Source organism: Phocaeicola vulgatus ATCC 8482, from assembly GCF_000012825.1.
GTDB lineage: Bacteria > Bacteroidota > Bacteroidia > Bacteroidales > Bacteroidaceae > Phocaeicola > Phocaeicola vulgatus.
Genome location: NC_009614.1, coordinates 1,593,003 through 1,605,846, shown reverse-complemented (window position 1 = coordinate 1,605,846; position 12,844 = coordinate 1,593,003). Strand labels below are relative to the sequence as shown.

Below are 12,844 nucleotides of genomic sequence, written 5' to 3'. Positions count from 1 at the left end.
GATACAAACAAAACCGGAAGGAGAAACAACAGGTTTTCTTCTTCCGGTTTTTGTTTGTAGGGACATTTACTGAATATCCCCTTTTTATTTATAAAAGAAGTTCTCTTTTTTCTTATTTGGCAATCACCAGATAATAGTTCTTCTTTCCGCGCTGAACCAGCAGGTATTTTTCATCCAGCAGGTCAGCAGTCGTAATCACCTGGTCAAAGGCACTTAATTTCTCCTTGTTCAATGAAACGCCACCGCCCTGTACAAGCTTACGCATCTCACCTTTAGAAGCGAAAACAGCGGCATTATCAACGAACAAGTCTACTGCCTTCACACCTTCGGCCAATGCATCTCGTGACACCTCAAACTGAGGAACACCTTCGAACACTGCCAGCAACGTGTCTTCATCCAGCTTTTTCAACGCTTCGGAAGTGGCGTTACCAAACAGGATGCCCGATGCCTCAACAGCAGCATTGTAATCTTCTTCCGAATGAACCATCACAGTTACTTCCTTAGCCAGACGCTTCTGCAATACACGCAAGTGCGGAGCTTCAGCATGTTCTGCTGTCAATGCTTCCACTTCTTCCTGACTCAGCGAAGTGAAAATCTTTATATAACGTGCGGCATCCTCGTCACTTACATTCAACCAAAACTGATAGAACTTGTAAGGAGAAGTATAACGGGGGTCCAACCAAATATTACCAGACTCAGTCTTACCGAACTTACCACCATCGGCCTTTGTAATCAACGGACAAGTCAATGCAAACACTTCACCGCCATTGGTACGACGAATCAGCTCGGCCCCGGTAGTGATATTACCCCATTGATCCGAACCACCCATCTGAAGTTTGCAGCCCTTTGTTTCATAAAGATGCAAGAAATCGTATCCCTGCAACAACTGGTAAGTAAATTCTGTAAATGACAAACCGTCACGCGCCTCACCGTTCAAACGTTTCTGTACAGAATCCTTAGCCATCATATAATTCACTGTAATGTGCTTCCCTACCTCACGGGCAAAGTCCAGGAAAGTAAAATCCTTCATCCAGTCATAGTTATTCACCAATTCGGCTTTGTTGGGAGCATCGCTCTCAAAGTCAAGGAACTTAGCCAGCTGTTTCTTGATGCAAGCCACATTATGACGCAATGTTTCCTCGGTCAGCAAATTGCGCTCCTGCGATTTGCCGGAAGGGTCACCGATCATACCGGTCGCGCCGCCCACCAATGCCAACGGCTTATGACCGCAACGCTGGAAATGACGTAGCATCATCACACCACACAAGTGGCCGATATGCAGAGAATCAGCCGTAGGGTCAATACCCAGATAAGCTGTCACTTGTTCTTTAGCCAATAACTCTTCGGTGCCCGGCATCATTGTGTGCACCATTCCACGCCATGTTAATTCTTCTACAAAATTCATCGAATGATTATCTATTTAAATGTTTGATTTATACTTTAAATGCTACAAAAGTACGACTCTTTATCTGAAGAAACAACTCTTATTGCCGAAAAAAGATTTTCCGTGCATTTTCATCTATCCTATCGCACAGAAAGGAAACTTCCACATTCTTCGTTTCCGCCATCCGTCCTATCACCATACGGATATCCTGCGTGCTCTCATCCGTTTCGGCCAATAAACATTCTAAAGGCACGTACCGCAACACATCAGGCTGATATCTTTCTCCCAACGAAAAATAAATGTTTTCCTGCATCAGCTGGCAGGCAATATGCAGATTATTACGGAAACCATGTACCACCCAAGGCATCTGCGGACGATACTTCTTTTTCAGTTCAATCAGTTCATTAAACGCCTTCACACAATGAATAACCAACGGTTTTCCTACTGACTCGCTCAATAAAATTTGTCGGACAAACACCTCTTTTTGCAACAGAATATCTGCCGGCCCCAAACGGTCCAAACCCGCCTCTCCTATCGCCAGAACAGAGGGATGACAGACCGCCTTTTCCAACGTTGTCCAATCTTCCGGACCAGCTTCCAAAACTTTCCACGGATGAATGCCTACAGAATAATAACACCCTTCCACAGGTTCAAACCATGCAGGCTCTACATTGAAAATGCATTCTCCCGGTACAGCAGCATTGCGATGCGTATGAATATCCAGCAACATAAGGACAACAGATTTTACGGAACCGGATCATAGCCCGACCCGCCCCACGGATGGCAACGCAATATCCGGCGGACAGCCAGATACAATCCCTTGAAAGGACCATGTTTTTTAATAGCCTCGATGGCATATTCCGAACAGGTAGGTACAAAACGGCATGAAGGAGGAGTCATTGGAGAAATGTACCCCCGATAGAAATAAACAGGCAACAGCAACAGATAGGAAAGTATCTTTTTCATTCCAGCCTTTCCACTATATGAAACAGCAGCTTCTTCACTTTCTCCTCCACTTCGGCAGAAGAATGAATATGGTTATCCAGCCATATAAAGGCGATAATCAGTCTTTTGTTCCGGGAAGCCAGCGCATCCAGCAACAAATGCTTGTTCTTCCGATAAGCCTCACGTACCTGACGTTTCACCAAATTACGCTTTACCGCACGTTTGAACCGCTTCTTGGGCACGCTGATCAGAATGGAAGCTGCCGCCATATCTTCCTCCACAGGCTCTACCGACATATACACCACACGTAGCGGAAAAGCCGGAAAAGACTTGCTTCCACCTGAAAAAAGACGCTCAATCAATGTCTTACTATTCAGACGCTCTTTTTTACCGAGTGTATATTCTACCATAATCTTCTTTCTTTTATTAAAATAAAGAAACCGAGGGTTTCGAATCACAAAGTTACAACTTTATTGATACAAAACCCCCGGTTTTGGGATATAAACTAAAAATTAATCCTTATTACGCTCGCGGATAAACATATCCAATGCCGCAGTCATGGACGGAGCCTCTACAGTAGGAGCTTCCAGATCCAACCGCAATCCGGCATCCTTTACCGCTTTAGCAGTAGCAGGACCAAAACATCCTATCGCAATTTCCTTTTGGTCGAACTCCGGAAAATTCTTCATTAAAGAATTGATTCCTGCAGGACTGAAAAACAACAGCATATCGTAATCGAACTCTTCTTCAGGAGTGAAATCATTACTTACCGTACGATACATCACTACCTCCGTATGCTGAATTTTATTTTTATCCAATAAAGTCTTGATCTCATCATTGTGTACATCAGACATCGGCACCAAATATTTTTCCGTGTTGTGCTTTACGATAGAAGGCACCAAATCTGCGAATTTACCGGTCGCGCCGAAGAACACTTTACGCTTACGATACTGAACATATTTCTGAATGTACAAAGCAATGGTTTCGGACGTACAGAAATATTTCATTGTTTCGGGCACAGTAACACGCAATTCTGTACACAGATTGAAGAAATGGTCGATAGCGTGCCGCGATGTAAAAATCACAGCGGTATGATCAAGAATAGAGACTTTTTGCTGTCTGAACTCTTTTGCCGACAAGCTCTCAACTTTGATGAACGGGCGGAAATCAATTTTCACACCGTACTTCTCAGCAATATCATAGTATGGCGACTTTTCAGAAGTCGGCTTCGGCTGAGATACGAGGACTTTTTTTATTTTCAATGTACTAAAAATTTAAAATCAAAATGTTGTTCGCTAAGATAATCCCTTTCCACAGAACAAAATCAGGGAGTATTTCAAGGGCACAAAAGTACAGAATTAAATGGAAAGCGCCATAAAATTTGTTGAAAAAGTTACTAAAGCACTTATAAAACAGCAGAATTTTAGCAATTATTATAACAAAACCGATAAAATAAGGAGCAATTTGCGGTGACAGATCGAAATACACAATCAAAAGTACAATTGGGAAAAGTAAAAATCCGGCCCCGATTACAACATTAAAGTAAGATTCCAGCCAAATAATATTGCGTGTTTTGTTAAAGAAAATCCAATTTACAAAGCTATAAAGAAGCCATTTGATGACAAAGAAAAAAACTACATAACCAATGTAAATACTTAGCAATAAACAATGAGGAACCGTACGAAAAAGGAGCAGGTCATGGTCCGAAAAATAATCGTACACACAAAAACCGGATAATATACAGGTCTGCAATATCAGCACCAATGTATAACGCACATCAGATGCGGTAGTATCATCAAACAAACTGGCACGCTCTTTAGACAAAGCAAAATTCTTAAATTGCTGTTCAAGATGTTTCTTGCCATGTGCCAGCACGTATGATACCAGGATAAAGCAAAGAAACAGCACGCAGGTCACCATCCAGTCCGAACGCAGCTGATAGGGCAACTCCATTCCTCTCATCCCGTCTTCCTTGGACGTATGACACACGCTGTGTGTCAAAGCCGTATCAACACGGCTCTGCTCTTCCGTATAAAGTTGGAGAATATACGCTATTCCGGGATGACAGGTTTCACTCATATCGCTGCAAATTTACGTATTTCCTTGTTCCAAACAGGCGTTGTATAGAGCAAATTTATCGCTTCTTCGGCTGTTGAAGCCACCTTCCAGATCGCAACATGCTCTTTACGCATAAAATTACCCTCCACCGCCCTTTGCAGCATTTCAAGCAAAGGATTATAAAACCCGTTGATATTCAAGATGATTATCGGATTAAGATAAAGCCCCAGCTGCTTCCAGGTGATGATTTCAAGCAATTCCTCCAATGTGCCGCAACCTCCGGGCAATGCAATGACACCATCGGACAAATCGGCCATCATCCGTTTACGCTCGTGCATGGTTTCCGTCTCAATCAATCGGGTCAGCCCTGTATGGTGCCACCCCTGCTCCACCATAAAATGAGGGATTACCCCCGTCACCGTACCGCCTGCAGCCAATGCTGCATCGGAGGTAGCCGCCATCAGGCCGATACAGCCTGCCCCGTTAATCAGATTGATCTTCTTTTCAGCCAGAAGACGTCCTAATTCTTCCGCTACATCAAAATACACCTTCGCTATCTTTGTGCTGGACGCACTATATACACATACATTCTTTATATCATTCATATAATTCCTTATGTTTTCGGGCGGATCCAATCCTCCCCTGCCAGCCAATGACGCTCATTGCCGCAGGAACGAATTGAATTCGCCCGTATACATCACCATATTCGAATCCGTTTCTTACAAACCGAACGCTTCCTTTATCTTATCCACATAATCCAGCTTCTCCCAAGTGAACAGTTCCACTTCCAGCGTCTTTGCTTCATGATACATGGATTCGTATGTCTTGGTCACCACTTTCGGCTCACGTCCCATGTGACCGTAAGAAGCTGTTTCCTCATAAATAGGATTACGCAGTTTCAAACGCTCTTCAATGGCTTTCGGACGCAGATCGAACAGTTCGTCTATTTTCTTAGCAATCTCTCCGTCGCTCAGTTTCACATTGCTGCGACCGTACGTATTTACGTAGATATTGATAGGACGGGCCACGCCAATGGCGTATGACACCTGCACCAGCATTTCATCGGCAACACCGGCAGCAACCATATTCTTTGCGATATGGCGTGCTGCATAGGCAGCACTACGGTCTACCTTACTGGGGTCTTTTCCTGAGAACGCCCCGCCACCGTGAGCACCTTTTCCACCGTATGTATCCACAATAATCTTACGGCCGGTCAAACCGGTATCTCCATGAGGACCGCCGATCACAAACTTACCTGTAGGGTTCACATGATAAACTATCCGGTCATTGAACAAAGCCAATACTTCTTCATTATGAATTCCGGCAATGACACGTGGCATCAGGATTTCAATCACATCCTGACGAATCTTGGCTAACATCTCTTCGTCGGCCTTCAACTGAGCTTCTTTGGAAGAATCAGCCGGGGTTACAAACTCGTCATGCTGGGTAGAAACCACAATCGTATCAATGCGTACCGGCTTGCCGTTATCATCGTATTCAATAGTAACCTGGCTCTTGGCGTCGGGACGAAGATAAGTCATCACCTTCCCTTCACGACGGATTTCGGCCAGTACCATCAACAGTTTATGTGCCAGGTCCAGTGACAGCGGCATATAGTTTTCCGTTTCATTGGTAGCATAACCAAACATCATTCCCTGGTCGCCCGCACCCTGGTTCATAGGGTCCTCGCGTTCCACGCCACGGTTGATATCCGCACTTTGTTCGTGAATGGCAGAAAATACGCCGCAGGAGTTTCCTTCGAACATATATTCGCTTTTGGTATAACCGATACGGTTAATCACTTCACGTGCAATGCGCTGCAAATCTACATACGCCTTGGTTTTCACTTCTCCAGCCAGCACTACCTGTCCGGTAGTCACCAGGGTTTCGCAAGCTACTTTCGAACTGGGGTCAAACGCCAACAGTTTATCAAGCACAGCGTCCGATATTTGATCGGCCACTTTGTCGGGGTGTCCTTCAGACACCGATTCGGATGTGAATAAATATCCCATTCTAAATTGAAAATTAAGAATTAAAAATTAAAAGTTAATTCGTTAACCACCTTGGGAAGTTATCAGAGTAGATAAATGTAAATAAGAAAGTCAATGTATTTTTTAGCATTTTTTTCTGTGGTTGCAAGCTACTCAAATCTCTCCACTGTTTTTAACGGCTGCAAAGATAAGCATTATTCCTTAACCATTCTATAAATTCCCGGTTCTTTAACATTGGAATAGCAATTATTTAGAAGAAATTAAACCTAATCTGACCGATTTCCGTTAATTTTGCATCATGAGCAAAGAAAAGACCGCATTTATACCTAAACAATATTTCGCAGTGGTAGCCGTACTGCTGGCTATCATGATGTCCGTACTGGACGGAACCATTATGAATATCGCATTACCCACGCTGGCACACGATTTCGATGTCACCCCTTCCAATGCCATCTGGATTGTCAATGCCTATCAACTGGTGATTACCATGACCTTGCTATCATTTGCCTCATTAGGTGATATTTACGGTTACAGACGGATATTTCTGACCGGCATCTCCATTTTTGCAGGCGCCTCTTTGGCCTGCGCCCTCTCGGACTCTTTCTGGATGCTGACTGTCTCCCGTATCATTCAAGGTTTCGGGGCGGCCTGTGTAATGAGTGTCAATACCGCCCTTATCCGTTTAATTTACCCGCCGCAGATACTAGGGCGCGGAATGGGCGTAAATGCCATGGTGGTAGCTGTTTCGGCCGCCGCAGGTCCATCCATTGCAGGCAGTATCTTAGCATTGGGAAGCTGGCACTGGCTTTTTGTAATCAACATTCCTTTGGGATTGGCTGCATTAGTGATCGGACATCGGTTCTTACCGCATAATCCGGCTTCAGACACAAAACACAAGTTTGATAAAATCAGTGCAATAGCCAACGCACTGACCTTCGGGTTGTTAATTTATACCTTGGAAGGTTTTGCACACGCCGAAAACAGAAAGTTCATTGCCATCCAGTTGGTTTTGTTAATCATAATCGGCACTTATTTCATCCGCCGCCAACTGAAGGAAACGACCCCTATCCTACCTGTGGACTTACTGAAGATTCCTATTTTCGCTCTTTCTATCGGTACTTCCATCACCTCATTCACCGCCCAGATGCTGGCTATGGTTTCCTTACCGTTTTTTATGCAGAATATATTGGGATACAGCGCCGTACAGATCGGTTTGCTACTTACCCCCTGGCCATTGGCTACCATCCTGACCGCACCACTTGCAGGCAGACTGGTAGAGAAAGTACATCCCGGATTGCTGGGAGGCATCGGCATGGCCATCTTCGCTACCGGCCTATTCACACTCTATTTGCTTCCCCCCCATCCGGCAGAATGGAATATCATCTGGCGAATGGCACTCTGTGGTATGGGCTTCGGGCTGTTCCAGACGCCCAATAATGTAACCATTGTTTCTTCCGCTCCCACTCACAGAAGCGGTGGAGCCAGCGGTATGCTAGGTACGGCGCGTCTGTTAGGTCAGACTTTGGGAACCACACTGGTTGCTTTGTTGTTCCGTATGTTTGCCGAAGGACATCGGGCGCAGGCTTGTTTGTTATTAGCCATATTCTTTGCCATTGCCGCAGGCGTGGTAAGCAGTATCCGTATGACACAGGCTTCTCCGGCAGGAAAGAAATAAAGCCCCGGCAAGTTGTTGAACAGAAACATTTCCTTTCTGATAAAAACTTTCTCTTGTTTTTTATCTTTGAGGGCAAAGAAAAAAAGAATGAATTTATCTATCTTTGGAGAGAATTTAAACAATCAAAACCTGATGAATATATGAAAAAGACATTGCTCTTACTTTTTACCCTTCTTTTAGCCCTGTCGGCACAATCACAAAATTCGTTACGGCTAATGACCTATAACATTAAAAATGCAAACGGAATGGATGATGTATGCGACTTCCAACGCATAGCCGATGTAATCAATCATATCCACCCCGAAGTGGTAGCCTTGCAGGAACTGGACAGCATGACCCACCGCAGCGGACAAAAATACGTACTGGGCGAAATAGCCGGACGTACGCAAATGCACGCTTACTTTGCCCCTGCCATTGATTACGACGGAGGAAAATATGGTATCGGACTTCTCACCAAAGAAATTCCCGTCAGCCTGAAAACCATGACACTTCCCGGACGGGAAGAAGCACGTGCGTTGATTATGGCAGAGTTCGACAACTACATTTATTGTTGCACCCATCTGTCTCTCACCGAAGAAGACCGCATGGCCTCACTGGAGCTTATAAAAGACTTTGCCGCCGCTCACAAAAAACCTTTTTTCCTGGCCGGCGACCTGAATGCCGAACCCGAATCCGCATTCATAAAATACTTGCAACAGGATTTTCAGATACTTTCTGACGTAAACCAGCATACATTTCCGGCTCCCGCCCCTACAGAAACCATTGATTATATTACAGCACTGAAACAGAACATGAAAGGCTTCACAGTAACCTCCGCACAGGTAGTAAATGAACCGGTAGCATCAGATCACCGTCCCTTAGTAGTGGTGCTTGAACAAAAATAAGCCCAACAGAGAATATGGAAATAAATAAAAGAGAGAACATCGGATGGATAGACTTGCTACGCGTCACCGCCTGTTTTTTAGTTGTATTCGCCCATTGCTGTGACCCTTTTGTGGCACGTTTTGACACAGACCGTCCTACTTTTCTGCAAGGGTGCGCATTGGGAAGTGCCGTACGCTGTTGCGTACCCTTGTTTGTGATGATGACAGGAGTGCTGCTGTTTCCTGTACGAAACGGCATGAGTGAATTTTACAAAAAGCGGATCGGCCGCATTGTTGTCCCGCTTATCTTCTGGTCGGTCATGCTGCCTGTATTGTATTTCATTTATCTGAATTACATCACCACGACAGACAATCCTACCATAGACATGTCCGCCTTCACCCTGGAAATGACTATCACGAAGATTTGGACATTCATTTTCAATTTCAACTATGACACCACTCCTCTGTGGTATCTGTATATGCTGGTGGGGCTCTACTTCATCATCCCCATCTTCCATGCATGGCTGGAGCGTGCTACCCGGAAAGATATCAAGCTATTTCTTTCCATCTGGGGCATCTCCTTGTTCCTTCCCTACATAAAGATGGCCGCTCCCGCACTGGGATATATCGGCAACTGGGGCAATATGGATATCCTGGGAGTGTGCGACTGGAATGCATTCGGTTCATTTTATTATGTTTCCGGATTTATCGGCTATCTGATACTGGCCCATTATCTGGTAAAATACCCGCTGCAATGGAGTTGGAGAAAAACCCTGGCTATCGGTATCCCTATGTTTGTGACAGGGTACGCCATCACTTTCGGCGGCTACCTCATCATGCAGGAATATTTTCCGGGAAACTACGCCTATCTGGAAATAGTATGGCTTTTCGGCGGCATCAATGTATTTATGATGACATTTCCTGTTTTTGTCTGCATACAGAAGCTTAAAATACCTTCTTCGCCTGTTCTTTCAAAAGTGGCATCCATGACCTTCGGCATTTATCTGTGTCATTTCGTCTTCGTGCAAATGGGATATGACTTGTTCGCCTCGCTGTTGCCTCAGGGGATTCCTGCCATAATACACATTATTTGCATGGCCGTAACAGCCTTTCTCATCAGCTACCTGGTGGCCAGAGGGATGTATGCATGCAAATGGACCAGAAGATTTGTGGCGTAAAAACAACGGATTCAAAACACAAGGAGTTACAGTATCCAGTTGGCTGATTATTTCCTTCAAATTCTTCATTTACTTATTAAGTGTTGATAACCAATTATTTACCATGATTGATTTATTCATAAATTCTTCATCATTTTGTCATAGGATATTTCAATAGAAAGCACAACATTACAACCGTTATAAATGGCGCAAACAAAATGAATTCCGTTCCTGTAACTTGAGTGATTCCACCGGTATTTTCTCCCAATCTCTGCCTTTTCATTTAATCGTTTCACCTTAGTGATGAACTTTCATCACTAAGTTAATCAAACTTCATCACTAAAGTGATACAGTTTCTTCACTTTAGTGATAAAACTTACTGAAAAGGCAGAAGGTAAGCATTCGGCCTCGTGCGTGTTTTTTTCCCCTCTTTTCCTTCCTACCTTTGTGGCTTCATTATAATCTTAATCCATTATGTGTTCAGTATTAGAATTTTCTAGCGAAAGTGATAAACTACGTACTCTCTTTTCCGAGTCTAACCATTTTGATTCTGTTCTTTTCATATTTGATGGCGGCCGTCGTTATAAAGTTTCGTCTTCCAGCCTTGGTATCCATTCCCCTCAGGACCTACTTCTCCCTTTAGGTCTTGGCCTTTTCCGCAGCAGTCCTTTTTGGTCTTATTACCTTTATCCCCAAGGTTGTAATTTCCATAAAGGTATTGACGGTCTTTGTGGCGAGGTCATCCGACACACGGGTTCCTGCGTGTCAGAGCAGAGCTGTCATATTTTTCCCGACCGCTCCCGTAGCAGGTTGCATATCCTTTATCGGTGCGACGACGAATACCGTCTGGAATGCCGTCGTCTGAATCGCGGTTCTTTCCTCTTGAAAAAGGAGGAACGGAAGAAGGATTTTCTTCAAATTTCCTGGAATCGCCTGAATGAGCTGCTTACTGTTAAAAAGTATCGGAAAACAGTTGAAAAGTAATTCCCCATTCTATAAGCCGTGCAGTTTTATTTTGATAACTTTGCCACATAATAAAAAGTGGATGTACAGTGAAAGAACCGGTTATTACCCTTACTTTGGAAGAGTACGAAGAGTTGCGCAAGGAACATGAATGCCTTGAAAAGGAGCATGCGGAACTTCAGAGAAAATACGAAGCCTCTTTGCAGGAGTATTCCCGCCAGGTCGAAGAAATCTCGGCCTGTACAGCCGTCATTGCCGATCTGAGATGGAAATTGGCTGACTTGACACGCCGTTTATGGGGTAAATCCAGTGAAAAACGTCATCTTCCCGAAGATGCCGGCCAGCTGAGCATCTGTTTCGAGTCTCCGTCCGATGTCAATGACCCGGTAGCGGAAGAACAGAAAACCGCTGGGAAATCCGTCACATCGGAGAATGGCTACAATCGTTTCCGTAAAAGCTTCACGAAAAAGATCACTCCCCACGCCCGTAAGCCCATCGACCCGTCCCTTCCCCGTGAGGAGATTATCATTCCCATGCCGGAAGGCCTTTCGTTGGAGGGAGCGACGAAGCTGGGAGAGGAAGTGAGCGAACAGTATGCTGTCAGTCCCGCCCGATTCTATGTGAAACGCATCATCCGTCCTAAATACCGGCTCGCCGACGGTCGTATCATAACCGCTCCCATGCCCGTAATGGCACATCCCCACAGCAATGCCTCGGAAAGTGTACTGGCCCACATTGCTACCGCCAAATATTACGACCACCTGCCTCTGCACAGACAGCTGGATATCTTTGAGCGTGAAGGAATCCATCTGAGTCCTTCCACCGTAAGTAACTGGATGATGGCTGCCGCACAGCGTCTGGAACCAATCTATAATGAACTTCGTGAACTGGTCAAGGACAGCTATTACGTCATGGCCGATGAGACACCCCATCCCGTACTTGAAAGCGACCGGCCCGGTGCTCTTCACCGCGGGTATATGTGGAACTTCTATCTGCCCCGGTTCCATACCCCCTTCTTTGAATATCACAAGGGCCGTGGCAGCAGCGGAATAGACACACTGCTGGCAGGACAGGTCCGGGTGGTACAGAGTGACGGCTTTGCAGTATATGACAAGTTCGACACGCTACCCGGAAAGTTGCATCTGTGCTGCTGGGCGCACGTCAGGCGCAACTTTGTGGAAGCGGAAGGAAATGACCCTCCCAGAGCAAGGCATGCACTTGGAAAAATAGGCGGACTGTATGCCGTGGAGGAGAAAATCAGAATGGAACATCTGGAAGGGGAGGCGGTGGTAAAGCTTCGCCGGGAAAAATCGTACCCTATTATCAAAGAACTGGAAAAATGGTGCAAGGAGGAATATGGACATACGGTCGATAAATCGCCTATTGCCAAGGCCATGTTCTATATGTACACACGCTTTGAACAACTGTCCGGATATGTCAATGACGCACAGTTCTGCATTGACAATAATCCGGTGGAGCGTTCTATAAGGCCGTTGACTTTAAACAGAAAAAATACGCTCTTCTCCGGATCACATGAGGCAGCACATGCAGCGGCAATTTTCTTTTCACTGATGGGATGCTGTAGGGAAAATAAGGTGAACCCAAAACTATGGATGCAGGACGTGCTGATTAGGGTACAGGAGAAAGAAAGAGAAGAGAAAAACGATTACACCGATTTACTGCCATTTAATTGGAAAGGATAAACAGGAAAGCTATAATAAAGTCAAAAGCCAGACATGCTTCGTCTGGCTTTTGACTTTATTATAACTTGGAGAGAAACACGCACGAGGCCGAATGCTTACGGCAGA

13 protein-coding genes are annotated in these 12,844 nt (G+C 45.0%); 5 read left to right on the top strand and 8 right to left on the bottom strand.

What is annotated here, in order from left to right:
- Positions 1-112: 112 nt before the first annotated feature.
- The 8 genes from tyrS to metK form a co-directional block, all read right to left on the bottom strand.
- A complete protein-coding gene (tyrS, locus tag BVU_RS06020) occupies positions 113-1,405 on the bottom strand; it encodes a tyrosine--tRNA ligase (protein ID WP_005843969.1) in 1,293 nt (430 codons plus the stop codon).
- A 79-nt stretch (positions 1,406-1,484) separates the two neighbouring features.
- On the bottom strand, positions 1,485-2,114 hold the full coding sequence (locus BVU_RS06015) for a TatD family hydrolase (protein WP_011965080.1): 630 nt from the start codon (positions 2,112-2,114) through the stop codon (positions 1,485-1,487).
- 14 nt (positions 2,115-2,128) lie between these two features.
- Positions 2,129-2,350: a membrane protein insertion efficiency factor YidD gene (yidD, locus tag BVU_RS06010; protein ID WP_005843973.1), complete on the bottom strand. Its 222-nt coding sequence runs from the start codon at positions 2,348-2,350 to the stop codon at positions 2,129-2,131.
- Positions 2,347-2,739, bottom strand: a complete 393-nt coding sequence (rnpA, locus tag BVU_RS06005; protein ID WP_005843974.1) for a ribonuclease P protein component — start codon at positions 2,737-2,739, stop codon at positions 2,347-2,349. The genes yidD and rnpA overlap by 4 nt, the downstream gene beginning before the upstream one ends.
- Before the next feature lie 102 nt (positions 2,740-2,841).
- Positions 2,842-3,591: a uroporphyrinogen-III synthase gene (locus tag BVU_RS06000; protein WP_005843977.1), complete on the bottom strand. Its 750-nt coding sequence runs from the start codon at positions 3,589-3,591 to the stop codon at positions 2,842-2,844.
- Positions 3,592-3,595: 4 nt separating this feature from the next.
- Positions 3,596-4,408, bottom strand: coding sequence for a DUF4271 domain-containing protein (locus tag BVU_RS05995; protein WP_005843981.1), 813 nt, complete (start codon positions 4,406-4,408; stop codon positions 3,596-3,598).
- Positions 4,405-4,992, bottom strand: coding sequence for a TIGR00730 family Rossman fold protein (locus BVU_RS05990; RefSeq protein WP_005843984.1), 588 nt, complete (start codon positions 4,990-4,992; stop codon positions 4,405-4,407). The genes BVU_RS05995 and BVU_RS05990 overlap by 4 nt, the downstream gene beginning before the upstream one ends.
- A gap of 114 nt (positions 4,993-5,106) precedes the next feature.
- On the bottom strand, positions 5,107-6,399 hold the full coding sequence (gene metK / locus BVU_RS05985; RefSeq protein ID WP_008666460.1) for a methionine adenosyltransferase: 1,293 nt from the start codon (positions 6,397-6,399) through the stop codon (positions 5,107-5,109).
- A gap of 277 nt (positions 6,400-6,676) precedes the next feature.
- Here metK and BVU_RS05980 point away from each other — a divergent pair, with 277 nt between their 5' ends.
- From BVU_RS05980 to BVU_RS05960, 5 genes are all read left to right on the top strand, one after another.
- Positions 6,677-8,053, top strand: coding sequence for an MFS transporter (locus BVU_RS05980; RefSeq protein WP_005849911.1), 1,377 nt, complete (start codon positions 6,677-6,679; stop codon positions 8,051-8,053).
- Positions 8,054-8,193: 140 nt separating this feature from the next.
- A complete protein-coding gene (locus BVU_RS05975; RefSeq protein ID WP_011965079.1) occupies positions 8,194-8,937 on the top strand; it encodes an endonuclease/exonuclease/phosphatase family protein in 744 nt (247 codons plus the stop codon).
- Between the two features lie 14 nt (positions 8,938-8,951).
- Complete coding sequence (locus tag BVU_RS05970; RefSeq protein ID WP_011965078.1) at positions 8,952-10,094, top strand: acyltransferase; 1,143 nt, start codon at positions 8,952-8,954, stop codon at positions 10,092-10,094.
- Between the two features lie 453 nt (positions 10,095-10,547).
- On the top strand, positions 10,548-11,057 hold the full coding sequence (gene tnpB, locus BVU_RS05965) for an IS66 family insertion sequence element accessory protein TnpB (RefSeq protein ID WP_008671451.1): 510 nt from the start codon (positions 10,548-10,550) through the stop codon (positions 11,055-11,057).
- A gap of 68 nt (positions 11,058-11,125) precedes the next feature.
- The gene (locus BVU_RS05960) at positions 11,126-12,739 is read left to right on the top strand and encodes an IS66-like element ISBvu4 family transposase (RefSeq protein WP_011964728.1); all 1,614 of its coding nucleotides are present in this window, start codon (positions 11,126-11,128) and stop codon (positions 12,737-12,739) included.
- The last annotated feature ends 105 nt before the right edge of the window (positions 12,740-12,844 follow it).